Genomic DNA, 19567 nt, shown 5'->3' with positions numbered 1-19567 from the left:
ATAATTTCTTTACGACACATTAATGGTTTTTTCGCGCTAATTATTATTTACCCTTCATGTTCACAACTTTTTAAAGAAATTTTTATTTTTCCTTCAATATTTAAGGGAGGTAACAGGAAAGGCCGGACTATTTCCCGGGAAACAGTCCGGCCTTGGACATTCTAACTCTTGCTTTTTCCGCCCGCACCGGCGGGAGCACGGGACCCCGCCAGCACCACTTGGACCCGGTGGGTCTTCCCGTCATTCACCAGCGGCACCCCGCCGGTCACCGGCTGCCCGTCGAGGATGATTTCCTTCACGCCGCCGTTAACCCCGTGGGGGTTTTCCACCACAATATGGTAACACGTGTTGACGTAGCGGTAGTTGATTTCAAAACCGGGCCAGTTCCGGGGCACGCAGGGATTGAGAAACAGCTTGTCCCCCTGGACCCGGAAGCCCAGGATGTCTTCCAGCCCCACCCGGTACATCCACCCGGCGGCTCCGGTATACCAGGTCCAGCCGCCCCGACCGGCCTGGGGACTGACGCTGTACACATCCGCCGCCACCACATAAGGCTCAACCTTGTAAACCGTACACTCGATGGGGGTACGGGCATGGTTGATGGGGTTGATCATGTGAAAGAGTTCCCCGGCTTTGTCTCCCTGCCCCAGCATGGCGAAGGCCTTAATCACCCAGGCGGCGGCATGGGTGTACTGGCCGCCGTTTTCCCTGACCCCGGCCACATAGCCTTTAATGTAGCCGGGCTCCAGATCCCCGTTTTCAAAGGGCGGGGTGAAGAGCTTGATCAGGCCCAAATCCCGGTCCACCAGGTTTTGTTCCACCGCCGCCATGGCGGTCTCTCGCCGTTCGACCCGCCGGTTTCCGGCAATCACCGCCCAGGACTGGGCCAGGGAGTCTATGGAGCATTCACTGTTGACGGCGGAACCTAAAGGTGTACCGTCATCAAAGTAGGCTCGCCGGTACCAGGCGCCGTCCCATCCTTCTCTTTCCAGCGCTTCCCCCAGCTTGAAGGCTATTTCCTCATACCGGCGGGCTCGTTCTTCATCCTCCATCCGCCGGCAGACGGGTACAAATTTCTTCAGGATATAATAGATAAACCAGCCCAGCCAGACGCTTTCCCCTTGCCCCCGGTTGCCGACGGTGCTCATCCCGTCGTTCCAGTCACCGGAGCCTATCAGGGGTAGCCCGTGGCGGCCGAATTTCAAGCTGATCTCAATAGCCCGCAGGCAGTGTTCGTAGAGGGTGCCGGTTTCCATGGACAAGCGGGGCGTGAAGTATCTTTCGTCCTCTCCCGGCGGCAGTTCGTCCCCTTCCAAATAGGGGGCTTCCAAGTGCAAGATGCCGTAATCCCCGGTGCGCTCCAGGTATTCCAGGAGCACATAGGGCAGCCACAGCCGGTCGTCGGTAAACCGGGTGCGGACTCCCCGGTCCCCGGCGCCAGGATGCCACCAGTGCAGCACGTCGCCTTCTTTAAACTGATGGGCCGCATGCAAGAGCAACTGCCTCTTGGTCAACTCCGGGGAGATATAGATGGCATTCAAGCTGTCCTGCAGCTGGTCCCGGTAGCCGTAGGCCCCGCCGCACTGGTAAAAGCCGGAACGGGCCCACAGGCGGCAGGCGATATTCTGGTACATGAGCCAGCAGTTCATCAACAGGTCCATGGAAGGATCGGGAGTCCTGATCTGAATAACCCCCAGGGTGGTCTCCCAGTAGGACCGCACTTCCTGTAACGCATGCTGCACCGCCTGGACGTCCCTGTACCGGCCCACAATTTCTTTCACCTGCTCATAGGTGCCCGCCTGCCCGAGCAACAGGACGATCTCCTTCTGCTCTCCCGGTTGGAGGTGCACTGGAAGCTGCACCGCCACACAGGGATCCAAACCGGCGCCCACCCGGTTGGACAGGTGCTCTCGTGTAAGGGCTTCCGGCGCCGCCAGGGTGCCCCCGGGACCGATAAACTCTAAGCGGTCTCCGGTGTAAGAAGCGATAGGTTCCGATGCCGCCGCAAAAGCAATGCGCTGGGGGAAATCGGTGTTGTACGGGTTGCGGACGGAGATAACCTGCTCCGCCTCATCATAGCCGGTCACAATATGGGGTGCCGTCACCTCATCGGTCACCCCCAACACCGGCCGCAAATAATAGTACAAGCTGAGCTGCCGTTGTTCCGGGGTCCGGTTCGTTAAACGCACCAGGGTGATTTTTACGGGATCCCGGAGGGGCACGAACATAATCTGCTCCTGATCCAGACCCCGGCTGTGATGATGGAAACGGGTGTAGCCTAATCCGTGATGGACCGTATACGGGGCATCGTCCCGCAGGGGCTGGGGCGTGATGCTCCATTGCGCCCCGGTCTCATCGTCCCGCAGGTAGACTGCTTCCCCCACCGGATCCGAAACGGGATCATTGGACCAGGGGGTGAGCTTGTTTTCCCGGCTGTTTTCCGCCCAGGTGAACCCGGCCCCGCTTTCGGAGATCTGGAAACCGAAACCAGGGTTAGCAACGACGTTGATCCAGGGTGCCGGGGTGGTGGTACCCTCCCGCAGCCGGATCACGTATTCCTTGCCGTCAAGACTGAAGCCCCCGTAGCCGTTCCACAGCTGCAGGTCCAGGGGTTCCTCCTGTTTTTCATAGGGAAGGGCGGCTTTCACGAACTGCTTCCTGGGAGGCAGTTCCCGCTGGGGCAGCCGCAGCTGGGCGGCCAGGGGTTTACCGGCATCAATGACCACCGCCGCCACCGCGTACAGAAGCTGCCGGTCCTCACCGGGCATGACCCGGGCCTGGCGGAGAAAAATTCCTCCCGGCCGGTCCAACCAGTGCTTGGCATACCCCACGGCCACCGTCTCCTGCAGCAGTTCCTGCAGGGGCTGGAAGTACTGGCTTTGATCTTCATTTAGGATCACCAGGTCCACGGTGAGCCCTTTCATGCGCCAGTATTCATGGGCTTTCAACATTTCCCGGACCGGACCGATGCCTTCCCGGGTGGCGACGGTGACCAGGACCAGGGGATGATCCCCGGAGATGCCGTACGCCCAAAGGGCCGGCTGGCCTTTCCGGTTTTGGGCGATTTCATGCCCATGTTTGACCCGCAAGGGGTTGTGAAATAGAAAGTAGGGAATCAAATCCTGGTATAGAGCAATTCTTTCCGCCGTTAAAGCCAGGAAATTGGCTTCGATCTGGCTCCGGGATTGGGCCATCTCAAAAGCCCTGAGGCGCATTTCCCCTTTCCGGTACTTGCGGGCTAATGCCAGCGCCTGTTCCCGGTTTTCCCCGTAGCCGAAGAGCCAGGTGATGGTAACGGCTCCTTCCGCCGGCACCCGTACCCGGTGCCGCAGGCTGAAAATGGGATCCAGCACCGTACCCGTACTGCCCCCGAGGGGCTTCTCTAGGGCCTGGGGATTGTGGACGGTGCGGTTGCGCCCCAGGAAGTTGCCCCGGCTCGTTTCGTACTGCAGCTGGCCCAGGACCTCTCCTTCCACCACCAGGGTATGGAACGCCCAGTGGGAGGGCTGCCCCTGAGCTCGCGGCCGGCGGGAAGCCAAAAGGATGGCTTCTTCCGGCAGCGCCTCCGTCTTCACGAACAGGCTGCTAAAAGCCGGGTGGGCTATATCCCCCAAGTGGTCACCCAAAACCAGTTCCCCGTAGCTGGTCACTTCCAAGACCAGATCTTCCCGGCTGTTATTGGCAACGGTCATCCGGCGGATCTCCACATCATCTTCCGGAGCCACCACGATTTCCGTGTGGGTGGTCAGCAGGTCATCGACCCGGGTGAAAGTGATTTTATCCAGGGCAAAGGTGACCTGGTAGCTGTCCGGTTCCTCCCGCAAGGGTTCATAAGCGGCGGACCAGACCTTGTTGGTCTGCAGGCATTTGAGAAAGACATGGAACCCGTACCCGCCTAAAAGACTGTCCCTTCGCCAGCGGGTCAGCTGCACTCCTTCCCGCCGGCTGTAGCCCAGACCCCGGTCCGTCATCATTAAAAAGTAACGGCCGTTGGATAGGATGTGACAGCGGGGCAAAAGCCGGCGCGGTTCCAGCTCGAAGGTGCGGACCGGCTGCGCCGCCGGTTTGGGCTGTTCCTCCAGGGGCTCCACTTTTTCTTTATAATCCTTGGTGATAATGGCCCGGGCCGGTACCTTTTCTTCCAGGAGGATCTCGCCGCTTTTGACCAGGGGATGGGCATGGAAACGGCGCTGCATGATTTGCCCGTGCAAGAGATTATCCATGGCCACCAAACTCATGCCCTGGTGATGGGCCATGAAGCTCAGGACGATTTTCCGCTTCTCGCCGGCAGGCAGCCTTTCCGGGGTGTAATCGACGGCTTCGTAAAGCCCATATTCCCCTTCCAACCCGTCGGCCAGTAATCGCCTCAGGTTGGCCAGGGCTTTGTGGGGAATAAAAGGCAAGGCCAGCATGGTGGAATAGGGGGACACCACCATGTCTTCAATGAGTCCTCTTTTGAGCCCTAAATCCGGTACCCCGAAAGCCTTGTACTGGTAATTCAGCTGCAGGTCAAAAGCATAGTAACCGGACTCGGAAGTGCCCCAGGGCACCCGCCTTTTCTCCCCGTAGAGTTCCTGCGCCAGCAGAGCTGTCTGGTAGGTCTGGTCCAGCAAGGTATGGGGATAATGCTTCATCACCAGGCTGGGCATCAAGTACTCAAACATGGTGCCGGTCCAGGAGACCAGTCCCCGGCGACCCTCCACCTCGGATAAGGCTCTGCCCAGTTTAAACCAGTGCTTTTGCGGCGCTTCTCCCTTGCAAATGGCCAGGTAGCTGGTAAGCCGGGCTTCGGAAGCCAGCAGGTCATAGTAGGAGTTGGTGAGTCTTTCCTCCTCTTTGTCATAGCCGATGGCGAAGAGGTCATGACGGTCGTCATACAAGGGACGAAAATCCATCTGGGCAAAAAGTTCATAAAGCCTCCCCGCCGTTTTCTCCATCTGGCGGATGAGGCCCTCCGTGTTGGCGAGGACCCGGCGCAGTTCCCCGGCGCAGGCTTCCCGGTCTTCCAACTCCAGCCGGGGCAAGAGATCAAGCAGCCTGTGATAAACCTGCGCCAGTTCCACCGGAGCGGCTCCTGCGTTCAATAGGGCTAAAGCTCCGGCTACTTCATCCACGGCAGCTTCCTGCCCGGCGGACCATAAGAGCTCCACCGTTTCCCTGTTGGGCAGCAGTTTCTCTACTTCCTGCCGGAACAGGTCCACCTGGTGATGGAATTTCTGCTGCCAGGGCTTCCCGGCGGGAAGTTCTTCCTTTAGTTTCAAGAGCCGGTCCAGGAGGTGAGAGGGCGACGGGGTCCCGGTTTCACCGGCAAATTCCGGCTCCAAGGATTCCCTTCCCGGAAAGGCCAGTTCATAAGTATCCCGGAGTCCTTGGAACAGTTCCCGCCCCCAGAGAGGTTTATGGAGATACTCCTCCACGGCCTTGGCCGTCACCAGCAGGTACCCGGCCAGGTTGCCGCTGTCCACCGTGGAGATAAAAAAGGGGCGCAGGGGTTCCAGGGTTTTGGTGTGATACCAGTTGAACAAGTGGCCCCGCCAGGTTTCCAGCTTATCGATGGTGGACAAGGTCTTGCTTACCCGGTCCACAAAATCGGAAGTGGTAATATAGCCAAAATCCCGGGCCGCCGCCACCGACAGCAGCAAGAAGCCGATGTTGGTGGGCGAAGTGCGGTGGGCCAACCCGTTGGGCGGGTCCAACTGGTAATTGTCCGGCGGCAAGTAGTTATTTTCTTCATTGGCAAAATCCTCGTAATAAGCCCAGGTACGCCGGGCCAACCGGCGAACCAGTTTGATGTCTTCCTCTGCCAAAACGGTTCGCGGCGGCTTCAGGGGCCGGCTGATTTGATACCCCAGCCAGGGCGAGCAGGCCCAGAGGACTCCGAGGGGCACGGCATAAACCAAGTAAGCCGGGCGGGCCGCAGCCGCTAAAACCAAGATGCCCACCCCAAAGATGATCCCGGCCTTCATGCGGCGCACATAACCCGGCAGGTCATTCCGCATGGATTTTTCCACCTCGGCCGCTGTCACCCATTCCAGCAAAAACTTGCGGGAAACCAGCACCCGGTAGAGAGTCCTGGTGACGGCATCCACCGCCAGCCAGGCCTGGTGGGGCAGGAAAGCCGTTAAAACTAAGCCTTGCAGGAAAGCATTTTGCACATCCTGCCAGGCCCGCCCGGGCCTAAGAGTGAACAGTCCCGCCACCAGCCCGGCCAGGGGTGAGATGAAATAGGGCAGCAGCGCCAGGCCGAGCCAGAACAGGGGATGCCCGGGCAGCCAGCCGAAACCCAGCAAAATCAGGACTAACTGCCCGACGGGCACCGTACTCCGCCGCAGGTTGTCAAAGATCTTCCATTTAGATAAACCGGACAAGGGGTTGGGAATCACCCTGCCCTGCCGGTTCTTCACCCGCCTGCCCAGCCAGGGCAAGAGCTGCCAATCCCCCCGCACCCAGCGGTGCTGCCTGGCGGCGAAAGAGCCGTAATTGCCCGGATACCCGTCGATGAGCTCAATATCCGTCGCCAGGCCGGCTCTGAGATAGCTTCCTTCCAGCAAGTCATGGCTTAACACGCAGCCGTCCGGGATGGCATCAGCCAGCAGTTGATGAAACACCTGCAGGTCGTAAATGCCCTTGCCGGTAAAAATTCCTTCACCGAACAGGTCTTGATAGACATCGGAGACGGCGGTGGTATAAGGATCGATGCCGCCGCTGCCGGCAAAGAGGCGCGTGAACACCGATTGATGGGCGCTTTCGATGCCGATGCCGATTCTCGGCTGGATCAAGCCGTAACCCTTAACCACCGTCCCCCGCTCCCGGTCCACTGCCGGTTGATGCAGCGGGTGAGCCATGGTGCCGATGAGCTTCTTGGCCGCATCCATGGTCAAGCGGGTGTCGGCGTCCAGGGTAATGACATATTTGATTTTCCCTTGTAATTGCTCCAAACCGGGCGAGACCGTAGTATAAGTAGTATCCCCGGCGCCTAAAAGGAGCCGGTTAAATTCCACCAGGGCTCCCCTTTTCCGTTCCCAACCCGTATAGCGGCCTTGGGTGGGACACAATCTCCGTTCCCTCTGGCAGTAAAAGAAAATCTCTTTCCCGCCGCCGTAAAGCCGGTTCAGCCTTTCCACCCCTTTGAGCCCCGCTTCCCTGATCCTCTCGTCTTCAGGCAAGCTGGGCTCCGCCGCATCCTTCAAATCCCCGGCCAGGGCGCAATAGAGGTTGTCCTCCCGGTTGGCCAGGTAGTAAGTTTCAAGCCGCTCCAGCAGTTCCGTCACTTTTTCTTCACTGGGCAATAAACTGGGAATGACCACCATGGTGGCCATTGCCGGGGGAATGCCCTCCGCCAGGGACAGTTTCGGGAGAAAGGCCGGTTTCACCAAGCGGCAGGCCAACCGGTTCACCAGGAAAACAGCCACGTCGCCGGCCGGCAGCAGGGCGACCGCCACCGCCACCAGGGCCGCTGCCCAACTTCCCCCGGCCCAGGCATAGGCATACCGGCCCACCGCCACCAGGAGGAGGCCGGTGACGAGGGCAATGCTCCCGGTATACCAGGCCGGCGACATCTGCCGCCCCCCGGCCGCCGGATTCTGGCCGCGCAGGGCGGCCACCAGCCGTCCCCGGCCTTCCCCAACCAGGTAGTACCCCACATGGGTGGTCCGGGGATCTTGACCGGAGGCTTGCTTGGCCAAACCCACGGCCACCCGGGCGACGCGGGTCTCGGGCATCCGTAACTTCCGGGCCAGCAGGCTGATTTGATGGCGATAATAGGCCTTGGAGGCCTGGTCCATGCCGGCATAAACCTGACCCGGATCATGGAGGAGAAGCTGCTCCACCCGGTTCAGGGAGGCGGTGATGGTCTCCCAGTCCAACAGGGAAATGGTTTTTAAACTGATAATGGCGTTGCCTATGGACACTTTCCTGGCGGCTTGTTCGTAGTGCTCTTGCTCAATGACCCGGTCCAGGGTAGTGCCTAAATCCAGGAAGTGCTGGGCCAGGAAATTCTCCAAGGGGTCCTCTTTCTCTTGGCTCCGGAGCTGCCTTGAGAGCTCCATCACGAAAGCGCCGTGATGGTTCGCCGGGGCGCCCTGCAGCACCGCTTTCACGGCGGGCATGCGTTCTTCTTCCGGCAAACGGGCAATGCGGTGGGCTTCATCCCATTTCTTTTCCGTCTCATACACCTTATCGGCCAAATACCTGGTATATTCCAGTAAAGCCGCCTTGAGCATTAAGGGCAAAGACCATATTTCCGTTTGGGTCAATACCCGGTGCTCCTGGTAGGCGGCCACAAAACCGGTAATATCCTTTTGTTCCAGCCGCCCGTCGGTGTGGCTGAGCAGTTCCAGGGCGATGCCATAGATGCGAGGGTAGCCTTTCAGGTAGCCCCGGTCCAGGACCTGCAGTTTGATCAATCTTTCCCGGTTCAATTCCTGCCTGGCTGCCTTTGCCTGTTCCTCGATCAGGTAATAATTATCCAAGATCCATTCCGAGGCCGGCGACATCTGCCGGCCGGTGTTGGCTTTTTCATGCAGGTATTGATAAACCGCCGAAATCCTGTCGTAGTTGGCGTCCAAGCGTCTTAACAGGATCCTGGCAGTGTTGAGGCGGGGTTCGGTACCGTGGGATTTGGCCACATCGGCCGCATGGCGCTTGAGCCTTTCCGGGTCCAGCGGCACGTCTCTCAGCTCTCCTAAGGGCCCGGGCTTATCCCAGGCACGTCGTAACAGCATGAGTACCACCGCAGTGATGAAGCCAAGCACGAGTTCCATATACGACTCAACCCCTCCTGTATACTCGCCTTTGATCACATGGTCATAGAGGAAAGCCTTATCATTCTTCCCCTGGCGTGGCACCAATATGCATCACAGGAGGGTTGAGGAAAAAGCAAAGCGAGGGGCACGACCCTCGCTCTAACCGACTTTATTGATTTCGTTCTCGTCCGGTGTTTTATGTACAGGAACCTTGATCAACGGCTCCCGTGACTTTCCCACACATGGGAAAACAATGATATTATGCTTAACGGAACGGTCTGCCGACGGTTCCGCAACCGGCTTAAGGACAATGGTGTTTCCCTCCAGCTCGATGGCCAAGCTGTCTCCTGCTTTTAGGTCCAACTTATCCCTGATCCCGGATGGGATCTGGAGGTATTGGCCTTTTTGGAGGGTTAATTGGCCCAAATAATTGACTGACTGTGAAATTTCTCCCACCCCCGGTGCAAGATGATGAAAGTCCATGCGGCTCTTCAATGATACCGGAACCACCCCTCTCAACCTGAACCGCCTCCTCGGCGGCAGTGAATTAAAGCAAACACTTTTAGACTATTCTGGCTGCTCCGCCTATCTCCTGCCGCAAGAAATCACTAAGAATTGGAGGTTTTGTCGAAAAATAAATTAACTTCACCCTGCCGAAAGAGTGAAGTTAATCGTTCCTGTTATTCTCCTTTTGCCGCCAGCCGGCAGCCTTCGCAAGGTCCCGGCTTTTCACCCGTTTTTACAAAATGCATAAACCGGTCCAAGAACTTGACTTCGTCATCCTTGCAGGCACGCACGTACTCCACCATATGCATCAACCGTTCCCTGGTTTCCGGGGACAAATAGTGCTCAACCTTACACGCATCCTCTTCGGCCACCTCGGGGGACAGCCCCAAGATCTCATGGAAGAAGGCATAAAGCATCTGGTGCCTGGCATAAACATCCTGGGCCACCGCTTCTCCTTCCTTGGTCAGCTCAATATGGCCGTACTTTTCCTTTTCCACTAAGCCTTTTTCCGCCAGGGATTTAATGGCAGCGACAACGGAAGGCATCTTCACATTGAGAGCTTGAGCCACATCTTTGACCCGGATGACTTTGTTTTCCATGCCGATAATATACAAAGCTTCTAGATAGTCTTCTTCCGACTGGGAGTATCCCGCCATCTCTTTTCCCTCCCATTCATCCTGAAAAGGCCGCTGCACCTTTCAAGTTGTTCTTTTGTCTATTATACATCTTAAGCATCTCGGTGGCAAATGTTCGGGTACATCATCGTGCTCCCCCGCTCCCGCTGCCCGGATCACCCCCCCCCGGTGGCTGACCAAACCCCACGGAATTAAGTTGAAGCCGCGAGGGTGTTCCGACCGGCGCAGAAAGCTTATCCATCATCATCGCCCAGGACGGCGGCCAACGCAAAGCTGTCCGGCCACCCGGCAGGAGTGTCGGCCGGTGTGGCGGAAGTGAACCGCCGGGTCAATGATTTGCCGGCGGCTTCCCAGGATATCCAGCGCCTGATGCATAATTCCCAGACCATCATCCGCCAGATCGAAAGCATCGCAGACCAGTTCAACCTCCTCGCCCTCAATGCTTCCATCGAGGCGGCCCGGGCCGGCGAAGCGGGCCGGGGATTTTCGGTGTGGCCCATGAAGTAGGCAAGCCGGCAGTCAAGTCCGCGGAAGGAGCCAAGCAAAACAACGATTTCCTACGGGAAATGGGAGAAAAATTCAACCTGTTTAACCGCCATCTCAAATCGATTCAACAAGTATTCAGCCAACTGGATCATGCCGTTAATGCCACGGCGGAAATCGGTGTGAGCATCGCGGGTCAGGTACAGGAGCTGTGCAAGGAAACGGAAGAATTAACCAAGTAGGCCTGAAAACCGGTGTGAGGATCTACCGGTTTCTCGCCGGGTTAATAGCCCTGGTGGTGTTTTTCCGCCTCTTTTTTGGTGCGGTGTACGGTGCCCCAGGCATGTTCCGGCGGGGCATAAATGGAATACAGCTTCAAAGGAGTGCGGCCGGTATTGATGAGGTTATGCCACTTCCCGGCGGGAATGAAAATGACGTAATCATCATAGACCCGCTGCCGGAAGTTCAAGTTTTCCCTGCTGTCTCCCATCACCACCAGGCCTTGACCGCGTTCAATACGAATAAACTGGTCCGTATCGGGATGCATCTCCAACCCGATGTCTTCCCCGGCATTGATGCTCATGAGGGTCAGCTGGAGATGGTTACCTGTCCACAGGGCCACCCGGAAATAGTTGTTTTGCAGGACCATCTCCTCGATATTAACGGTAAAAGGGTTCGGCCCCTGATCCCGTATGTGTAAAGGCGGTTTCCCTTTTCCATGATAGGGAGGATATACCCATCCCGAAGGCGGGAAGCCGGATCCATGGTAGTTATGCATTTTAACCCATCCTTTCTAATATCTGGTTATATAATCATGATACGCCGGTCGCCCAGCAGGGGTGCCACACCCGCGGCATCATGATGATGCCTGGCTGCCCCTGCCTGCGAGACAAGAACACAAAAAGACGGGATAGTAGGTTGATATTCTCCCCCGGAGAATTGACACCCGGCATGACCGGCATTCAGGGTCATGGAAAGGGGGTATATCACCACACCATCCCGTCTCCTTATTTATGACCGGCTAAAAAGAATCATCCAGGTACACCGGATAGGTCAAAACAATCCTTTCCACCACCCCTTCCGGCTCTACACCGGCAGGGTTCACCAGCCCGTCTTCCATGTTGAAATCAAAAATCACGGCTTGCCCGTTTTCCACTTTAAAAACGCCCGGTAAGTCTCCCCCGTGGATACTGACCGGCTCTTCGTAGGACGCCCGGTACAGGGCCAAAACCTCCCCTGCCCTATCCCCCACTCGAGCGCCCAAATTGGTCCCGGCTCCCGGCGCGGTGGCAGCAATTTGCAGGACCCGGCCGGAGGTCCGGCCGATGGCAATACTGTACCCTGCAGGATACTCCCACAGGACATAGGGCTCATCAAAATGCCCTGCTTCGGCGTAGGGGATCTCCGTAAAGTCGCCGCCCAGCAGCTCCTTCACTTTATCTTTGTGATCCCCGAGACAGATACCCGCCACGCTGGGCTGCCGGGTTTCATCCAGGTCGCAGCCGGTAACGGTCCGAATACCGCTTTCTTCCTGTGCTTCATGGGGCGGCAAACCGCCACCGCCATGACCGCAGGCGACGGCCAACACCGCCAGACCGGCAGCCAGTATTAACATGCCTATTCTTTTCATTGATCTTTGATCCCCCTCCCCATTCAGGACTGGGATCACAGCCGGATTGTTCCCGCCTAATAGAACTCCATGTCTTCTTTCAGCAATCTCTCTTCCCAGATCATCTGCAGGATGGCTAATTCCTCAGTGTAATCCGTTTTGGTTTCATCCCGGTCGTATTCCAGCTCTGCCAGGACTTCGATGGCGAAGCTGTCCGCCCCGTACTGGTGCCAATCTCGCTGGAGGGCACGGTTGGGATGAATGCCGGCGTCCAGTTTAAACCTGGTGCTGTTGATGGCACCCCGCAGGTTTTGGGTGGGCTGCAGGAAACACTTATTGCCGACTTTGGAGCGGATGATCATGATGCCCATTGCAGGCTTCATGCTCTTAAACTGCTCCTTCAACTGCTTTTTACGGTCCAAAGGCTGCACCTTCTTTCAGTCTTTAGTATCCCATTTCTTTCAGGATCCTGGCCAGGGTGTGGAGGCGTTCCCCGATGAGCTCATCATCCTGACTTAAGGCCTGGCGGAACAGCTTGATGTCCTCATCGATTTTTTCATTGTCAGTACAAACGGCCACGGTCATGGCATCCCCCTGCAGCCCTACCCGGTCGATCACCGGGTTTGCCTTATCATACAGGTGCTCATACCGGTATGCTTCACGAAAATGCAGCAGGGTTCTCGTCACCAAAATGGCCAAATCCAGTACCCGGTGTAAAGGCAGCTCCTCCGACTGCCGGGACCACTTTTCCCCGGTATGGCGCCAAACTTTGGCTGAAATATCTACTTTGCCCCGGTCGTTCCACTGGGCCAAGCCCACGGAAAGCCCCTTGGCATCGGAGCGATAGGCATAGCGCCCGTCTACGTTTTCGTAGTTTTCTACTACGATGACCGGTTTGTGTTTAAGGGTAGTGGGTATTTTCACGGCTTTTCCTCCTTCAGCATCCCATGCGCTTATTTACTGGTTGAGTAATTTAGTTAATTAGTAAATTACTGATTTAATCTTACCCGATGGGCAGCATCCATGTCAACGGTATCACCACAGTTTCACGAAAAACTGCCGCCTTGCACCGCCGGCGACCGCCATAACCCATCCATGCCCGGGAAAAGCCCCGTTCTTCCGGCACCCAAACAACGAGGCATGGAAAAGGAATCATGTTATAATCGTGTTATAATTATGTAAGTAACGCCCACGAAAAACTTCCCGGCGAGGGAGCAAGAAATAAGCCTTCGGAGAGAGCGGAAAGCGAGGCATGGTTATGAAACGAAGAATTATCCCGGTGATGCTTGTGTGCCTGATTGGGATCGTGAGCCTATCGTTCTGGCCGCAAAAGAACCGGTTAACTGTATATACTCATGAACCGGGTCCATGGATTGAAAATGAGTGGCAGGGAAACCTGTACCATAGCTTGCTGCAGGATTTAAACGAATTAGGCATACCCGGCCTGCAGGTATCGGTGATACGCCGGGGGGAAGCATGGGATTTGGCCCTGGGAACGGTAGACTATGACCGGACCACGAATATTACGCCCGGCCATCTCTTGCGTGTAGGCAGCGTCACCAAGATCTATACTGCCACCATCATTATGAAACTCTGCGAAGAAGGGCTTCTTTCCCTGGACACGACGATAGATGCCTGGTTCCCCGATCTTCACCATGCGCAAGACATCACCGTCAAGCAATTACTGAATCATACGAGCGGCATCTACAACTATACGGAAAACTGGCCCCTTCTGTTAACAACAACTTTTCTTCCCCGCAAGCACTGGGAGCCGGATGCCATCTATCAATATATCATCAAAGGAAACCCGTATTTCGCGCCGGGAGAAAAGCATTACTATTCCAACTCGAATTATTTCCTGTTGGGATTGCTGGCGGAGCAAGTGACGGGAAAAAAATACGGGGAGTTGCTCCAGGACTTCATCCTGACTCCCCTTCAGCTCCAAAACACATATATTCTACCCGAAGCCCGGCCCCCGGAATTGTTGATCACCGGTTACGACCGGGACCTGTTCCCCTTGGGCATCAACAAGATTAAGCCCGATAACCGGGGTTGGGCGAGTACGGCCTATGCCGCCGGCGGCATAGCGGCGAATGCTGCGGATGTAAGCCGTTTTTTGCAAGGGTTATTCACCGGCCGGATCATCAGCCCGGCAGCGCTGGAGCAGATGATGGAATTCGAGCCTTTCACCGATGAGGATATTCCCGCCCAGTCAGGTTACGGGCTGGGCCTGCGCAGGCTGGTGGTTGAAGGCGATGTCCTAATCGGTCATACCGGTACCATCCCGGGTTTTGGCGCGGCAGCTTTCTATTGTCCCGATAAAGACTACTACATCGCCTTTCTTGGCAACGTTTCTCTCCTCGACCAGGCGCGCTTGCTACGCACCATCGTGAAAACGATGCAGGCACCGTTGTAAAGATTGGCTCCGGGGCCAATCACCAGTCCTGTTGCTGATCAGGCTGACTGGGGCACCTTTTTGATCACCAGCACGGTATTGATCACCAGCAAGGCTGAAATGAAAAAGAACACCGGCAGAAATCCTAAGTGAGCAGCCAAGAAACCGCCCGTTAAGGGTCCGATAAAGCCGCCAAGGAAAAAGGCACTGGACGTGAGCCCGTAGACCTGCCCCCTGTGCTCGGCAGGGGTCAGCAAGCCAATGAGAGCATTAATCATCGGTACCGTACCTCCCAGAAAGAGGCCGTAAATGAAACGGAACGCCAGCAAAGCGGTGATACTTCCCACCAGGGCTTGGGGGAAATAGGCCATGGCACCGCCCAGCAAGCAAATGATTAGGACCCGGCGATATCCCCAACTGTCGCTCTTCCTGGCAATGACAGGCAAACTCAAGAACTGGGCCAGCCCGGTTACGGAGAAGACAAGCCCGGTCACTGTGGCCACCAAAGCCTCTCCACTGACCAGGCTTTCCACAAACAGGGACATAATGGGCTCCACCATCCGGATGCTCAACTGGGTGAAAAACAAGACCACGAACATCACTTGAATGATAGGCAAGTGCCAGCAGGCGGCCAGTTCCTGCAGGAAATGGGCCCTGCCCTCCTCCTCTTTGGCCGTGAATCTTTCCTTGACCAGCAGGATCACAGCTATCCCGGCGGCTAAAGACATCAAGCCGGTAACCCGAAATGTATCCCGGTAGGAGAACAAGTCGGCCAACAGTCCTCCCAGCAATGGTCCCACCAAAACCCCCAGCACCTGACCTGTCTGGAGTAAACCTAAAGCATAGCCCAGTTTGGTTTCTTCGGTCTGGGAAGCCACCAGTGTCAGAGCCGCCGCGGAAAACCCGGAAAAACAGCCCTGCAGGATTCTTAAGACCAGGAGTTGATACACATTTTGCGCATAGCCCATCAAGAAGGTACACACGGCCACGGCAAGACAAGCCCTGACCACCATGGGCTTTCGGCCCCACCGGTCCGACAAGCTGCCCCAGACGGGGGATAACAAAGCAGCAAACAAGGAATGGATAGCAATCAGCAGACCCGACCAGCTCCTAACAACTGCCGGGCCTGCCGTCACCAGGTGCCCCACAAAAAGGGGAAGAAAAGGAACGACGATGTTGACTCCCGCCATCATTACGAACTGTACTGCCACCATGACGTATAAGTTCTTTTGCCACTGCTCCATCTATTGATCCCTTCGATTTCTTTTGCTGTTGTTGGCCCAAAATCGTACTAGGAGTCCATGGGGCTATTCCCCCGGCAGGTACTCCTGCTATCTATTGTGAACCATTTATCATGCCATTGCAATGATAAGTTTAGCTCCCCTAACTATTCACAAAAAACATTACCATGGGTACCTTTTTGATACTCTGGTTTGAACCTCCCCGGCCGGAAACGGCTGCCGGGCAATCATACTTACTGATGCCCCAAAAACTCCGGCACGTTTTTCGGCGTTGAATTTCCTCTCAGGTCCACCTGGATAACCCGCTCCACCCTCTCTCCCCGGCAGCCGATGAGATAGCCGGTCAGGTTGGCGGCGGAACAGGCATGATTGGGGATGATCTCCAATTGGTCGCCTACCTTGATTCCCGTAGGGCCTGCTGACCGGATCTTGCCCACTTCCTCGGACAGGCTGATCAGGGCCAGTTCGGGATGGCCTTTAATATAGCCATAGCCTTGGACGGCAGTATTGCCGTGGGCACCCTTATCCAAACCCAAGCATTTGGCACCGGCATCACAGATGTAACGCTCCGCCGCCGGGTAAGAAATAACCGTCGTTAATACCGAAAGGGCGCAGTCCGTTTCCCGGGCAACTCCCAGGGACATCTGGATGTAATCGTGGAATACATAGTTGCCGGGGTGCAGGATATTGATGTTTGGATCCTCTACGGCACCGGCGAAAGTAGGCGTGGAACCGCTGGAGACTATTTCCGGGGAAAAACCGGCCTCTTTTAACTTCGCCACGGCTTTTGCAACAGCGGCTTTCTCATCTTGGATATACTTGGCCAAATCCCACTCACCGGAGGCCGCGTAGACATGGCCGGGATGAGTGGAGATGCCTTTAAAGGCCAAATTAGTTAAGTCCTTCAATGCCTTGGCAAAGTCTGCGGCATGCTCCGGCGGGATGCCTAGACGGTGAAGCCCGCTGTCAATAATAATAGTATAGTTGATTTGGATACCCGCCTTCTGGGCGGCCTCGTTGATCCTCCTGGCGCCGTCTAAACTGTCAATCCTGATGATGAAGTTGCACTTCTTGGCAAGCTCAATGGCTCTCTTGATATTGGCACTGCCTGCCACCGGGTAGGCGTACATGATATGCGTCATCCCTGCCCGGCAAAGGCCCTCACACTCATCCAGAGTGCCGCAAAGAAAGCCGGTCGCTCCTGCATCCTGCTGCAGGGCGGCAATTTCCGTGCTCTTGTGGGTTTTCACCATGGGCCAGAGCTGCTTGCCGTTCTTGTTGCACAAGGCTTGGTATCTCTTTATATTACCGGCCAGGATGTCCAGGTCAACCAAGATGGCAGGTGTTTGCAGTTCCGACTTTTGCAAATTCCATTCCTCCTAATGAATCGGGCTTGCTTTACATACCTCACGGGAGCAGCTTACATAGATGCCGTATTTTTCATTATTTTTTCCTAAAAGCCTTGACAAGGTCCAGCTTATATTCTATGATATTAATAACTATTACTGATAAATATTTTTTTGCTTGCCTAGTGCTTACTGAGAGCTAAATGACTCTGGCTCGTATTTGTTCTTTCAAAATAGTTCATGCTAACAACAAATAACCGGGTCAACCGGAGCAAATAAATAAATACTACGAGGAGGCGGTTTTTTCATGTCACTCATTGGTAAAGAGATTTCTGATTTCACCGTGAAGGCTTTTGTGAATGGGGACTTTAAGGACGTCAGCAAAGCGGACGTGCTGGGCAAGTGGGCTGTATTTGTTTTCTATCCCGCTGACTTCACTTTTGTCTGCCCCACGGAATTAAACGACCTGGCTGAGCTTTACGACGAGTTCAAGAAAATCGGGGTAGAAGTGTATTCCGTGTCCACCGACACCCACTTTGTGCACAAGGCTTGGTGGGATGCTTCCGAGACTATCAAGAAAATCAGATTCCCCATGCTGGCGGATCCCACCGGCAAGCTCTGCAGGGATTTCGACGTATACATTGAAGAAGAAGGCTTGGCTTTAAGAGGCAGCTTCATTGTTAACCCGGAAGGCAAGATCGTAGCTTATGAAGTGCACGACAACAGCATTGGTAGAGATGCTTCTGAATTACTGCGGAAAGTGCAAGCTGCCCAATTTGTGGCCGAGCATGGCGATCAAGTGTGCCCGGCAAGATGGCGTCCCGGCTCACAAACCCTTAAGCCCGGTATTGATTTAGTCGGTAAGATTTAATTATCCAGCGACCAGCCATTACCCTCCTTTAACAAGCGGAGCAGGTGACAACCTAAGAACAGCTTGGCAGGAACATTGGTCTATGTTAAGAGGCTACCGTCCGGTAGCCTCTTAACAGTTTTGGTTGAAACTCCTCATGTTGCATGTCTTTTGCAAAGTGCAGAAATCACAATGCACCTTTCCTTCCATGTCGGGCAAATTGCTCCCGATACCAATGACCATGGCGACAGATTTTTTCGGCAGCATTAGGTTAGCTTCCGTCAGGCTGATGCCGATTAGTTCTCCCTTAACCAGCCGGTGAATGGTGCGCAGGTCCTCCAGCTCCTTCCAATAGGAATGGCCGGGGCCCATGGGAAAGGAAGCTCTTTGCCCGGGGTAAAACTCCCGTCCGAGCTTTTCCACCGCCACAGCCGCAGTCTTGGCTACAAAAGCGGAACCGGCTGCGTCCAAGGCATAAGCATGGGCAAATTTATTATCTTTCATGTATTCATCTACTAGCCGGTCCAGGGCATCACCCAGGGTCAAGGCAAAACAGACCAGCTTATCTCCTCGGCCCGTCACCTTGGCCAGCAGGCGGCTGGACAGGGTAATACCTTCCTCCAGGAAAAGCTCCTTGTCTCCTGCCCCTAGGATGTCCAGCTCACGCCAGGCCATTACCGGGCGTACCAGACCATAAGCCTCTTCTAGCATCTTTGTGTGGACGGCCAGCACACTGGGGCTCGGCTGCCTGCCGGCATAGGATGAACCTTCGGCTTTGAACAAATCCTCGATGGTTACTTCCGGGCATTCCAATGCTAAGATATGGGGTTCGGCCATATAATCCTCCTAGTCAATTACAGGTTTCCTTTCAGTCCGATTTCTTCTGCCACTTTGCGCATCCCGTTAATGGTTTCCCGGATGACTTCCGCTAAATCCATACCCAGCATCCGGGCTCCCTCTTCAATGATCTCCCGGTTCACCCCGGCGGCAAAGTTTTTCTGCTTCCATTTTTTCTTGACGGAAGAGACTTCTAAATCCAAAACACTCTTACTGGGACGCATCAGGGCGGTAGCAGCGATTAAACCGGTGAGTTCATCGATGGTGTATAATACTTTTTCCATTTTTTCTACCGGCTCAACATCAGTGCATATTTTCCAACCATGGCTTTCAATCGCCCGGATATAATCTTCAGGCCAGTCATGCTCCTCCAGGATTTCCCTGACTTTCTTGCAATGGAGGTCCGGGTACATTTCATAATCCAGGTCGTGGGCTAAGCCGATAACACCCCACTTCTCCACATCTTCACCCAGCAGTTCAGCAAAGTGCCGCATGACTCCTTCTACCGCCAGCGCATGCTTGATCAAGCTGTCGTTTTGATTGTACTTGGTTAAGAGTTCATAGGCTTCTGCTCTATTGGGAACTCTTTTGGTCATGGAAGCAAACCCCTCTTTCATCGTCATGATTATCCATGAAATGCAACTTGATCTAAGTCTACCACAACATTATTGTTTTTCAAATATCCGCTCCTCCCGGCTTTCCCTTGGATTTGCCATGAATTAATTACTCCCTATCTCTTGACAGTGACGGTCTAAGAGTTTTAAAATAGATTAAGACAACGGCATGGGCGCGTAGCTCAGTGGGAGAGCGCTTGACTCACATTCAAGAGGTCGCTGGTTCGAAACCAGCCGTGCCCACCAGTAATAAACATAGTAACCACGGGGTTTTTTCGCCCCGTGGTTTTTTATATCAGTTTGTAA

15 protein-coding genes, 1 tRNA gene and 1 pseudogene are annotated in these 19567 nt (G+C 55.3%); 5 read left to right on the top strand and 12 right to left on the bottom strand.

The window, feature by feature from the left end; genetic code table 11:
• Nucleotides 1–161: 161 nt before the first annotated feature.
• The 3 genes from GXX34_02275 to GXX34_02265 all read right to left on the bottom strand — a co-directional run bounded on the left by GXX34_02275 (nt 162) and on the right by GXX34_02265 (nt 9907).
• On the bottom strand, nt 162–8723 hold the full coding sequence (locus tag GXX34_02275; protein HHW06355.1) for a glycosyl transferase: 8562 nt from the start codon (nt 8721–8723) through the stop codon (nt 162–164).
• A gap of 180 nt (nt 8724–8903) precedes the next feature.
• The gene (locus tag GXX34_02270; protein HHW06354.1) at nt 8904–9263 is read right to left on the bottom strand and encodes an AbrB/MazE/SpoVT family DNA-binding domain-containing protein; all 360 of its coding nucleotides are present in this window, start codon (nt 9261–9263) and stop codon (nt 8904–8906) included.
• Between the two features lie 161 nt (nt 9264–9424).
• Nucleotides 9425–9907, bottom strand: coding sequence for a metal-dependent transcriptional regulator (locus tag GXX34_02265; protein HHW06353.1), 483 nt, complete (start codon nt 9905–9907; stop codon nt 9425–9427).
• Between the two features lie 378 nt (nt 9908–10285).
• Between GXX34_02265 and GXX34_02260 the strand changes: the two are divergent.
• Together GXX34_02260 and GXX34_02255 are read left to right on the top strand one after the other, a co-directional pair.
• Nucleotides 10286–10378 (top strand): annotated as a pseudogene (locus GXX34_02260) (hypothetical protein).
• A complete protein-coding gene (locus tag GXX34_02255) occupies nt 10378–10611 on the top strand; it encodes a hypothetical protein (protein ID HHW06352.1) in 234 nt (77 codons plus the stop codon). The pseudogene GXX34_02260 and the gene GXX34_02255 overlap by 1 nt, the downstream one beginning before the upstream one ends.
• Before the next feature lie 41 nt (nt 10612–10652).
• Here the strand turns inward: GXX34_02255 and GXX34_02250 are convergent, their stop codons facing one another.
• From GXX34_02250 to GXX34_02230, 5 genes are read right to left on the bottom strand one after another with little or no spacing between them, the layout of a single operon-like run.
• Nucleotides 10653–11147, bottom strand: a complete 495-nt coding sequence (locus GXX34_02250; protein ID HHW06351.1) for a cupin domain-containing protein — start codon at nt 11145–11147, stop codon at nt 10653–10655.
• Nucleotides 11148–11173: 26 nt separating this feature from the next.
• Nucleotides 11174–11362, bottom strand: coding sequence for a hypothetical protein (locus tag GXX34_02245; protein ID HHW06350.1), 189 nt, complete (start codon nt 11360–11362; stop codon nt 11174–11176).
• Between the two features lie 28 nt (nt 11363–11390).
• Entirely contained in the window at nt 11391–11999 is a 609-nt protein-coding gene (locus GXX34_02240) for a hypothetical protein (protein HHW06349.1), read from the bottom strand.
• A gap of 56 nt (nt 12000–12055) precedes the next feature.
• Nucleotides 12056–12400 carry a GIY-YIG nuclease family protein gene (locus GXX34_02235; GenBank protein ID HHW06348.1) on the bottom strand — a complete coding sequence of 115 codons (345 nt, stop codon included), beginning with the start codon at nt 12398–12400 and terminating at the stop codon, nt 12056–12058.
• Nucleotides 12401–12422: 22 nt separating this feature from the next.
• Nucleotides 12423–12902, bottom strand: coding sequence for a hypothetical protein (locus GXX34_02230; GenBank protein ID HHW06347.1), 480 nt, complete (start codon nt 12900–12902; stop codon nt 12423–12425).
• A gap of 334 nt (nt 12903–13236) precedes the next feature.
• On the opposite strand from GXX34_02230, the gene GXX34_02225 reads away from it, so the two are divergent.
• Nucleotides 13237–14394 (top strand): beta-lactamase family protein, encoded by a 1158-nt coding sequence (locus tag GXX34_02225; protein ID HHW06346.1) that lies wholly within the window; start codon nt 13237–13239, stop codon nt 14392–14394.
• A gap of 38 nt (nt 14395–14432) precedes the next feature.
• Here GXX34_02225 and GXX34_02220 read toward each other — a convergent pair whose 3' ends face one another.
• Together GXX34_02220 and GXX34_02215 are read right to left on the bottom strand one after the other, a co-directional pair.
• Nucleotides 14433–15617 (bottom strand): multidrug efflux MFS transporter, encoded by a 1185-nt coding sequence (locus GXX34_02220; protein ID HHW06345.1) that lies wholly within the window; start codon nt 15615–15617, stop codon nt 14433–14435.
• 230 nt (nt 15618–15847) lie between these two features.
• Nucleotides 15848–16981, bottom strand: coding sequence for an amino-acid racemase (locus GXX34_02215; GenBank protein HHW06344.1), 1134 nt, complete (start codon nt 16979–16981; stop codon nt 15848–15850).
• 286 nt (nt 16982–17267) lie between these two features.
• On the opposite strand from GXX34_02215, the gene ahpC reads away from it, so the two are divergent.
• Complete coding sequence (gene ahpC, locus GXX34_02210; protein HHW06343.1) at nt 17268–17831, top strand: peroxiredoxin; 564 nt, start codon at nt 17268–17270, stop codon at nt 17829–17831.
• A 111-nt stretch (nt 17832–17942) separates the two neighbouring features.
• On the opposite strand, the gene GXX34_02205 is transcribed toward ahpC, so the two are convergent.
• Together GXX34_02205 and GXX34_02200 are read right to left on the bottom strand one after the other, a co-directional pair.
• On the bottom strand, nt 17943–18647 hold the full coding sequence (locus GXX34_02205; GenBank protein ID HHW06342.1) for a Vitamin B12 dependent methionine synthase activation subunit: 705 nt from the start codon (nt 18645–18647) through the stop codon (nt 17943–17945).
• Between the two features lie 17 nt (nt 18648–18664).
• Entirely contained in the window at nt 18665–19243 is a 579-nt protein-coding gene (locus GXX34_02200; protein ID HHW06341.1) for an HDIG domain-containing protein, read from the bottom strand.
• Between the two features lie 189 nt (nt 19244–19432).
• On the opposite strand from GXX34_02200, the gene GXX34_02195 reads away from it, so the two are divergent.
• A tRNA-Val gene (locus GXX34_02195) sits at nt 19433–19507 on the top strand.
• The last annotated feature ends 60 nt before the right edge of the window (nt 19508–19567 follow it).

The sequence above is a fragment of the Clostridia bacterium genome, assembly GCA_012840125.1.
Classification (GTDB): Bacteria; Bacillota; DULZ01; order DULZ01; family DULZ01; genus DULZ01.
The sequence above is the reverse complement of the archived record's forward strand: the minus strand, read 5'-3'. Positions and strand labels throughout refer to the sequence as shown.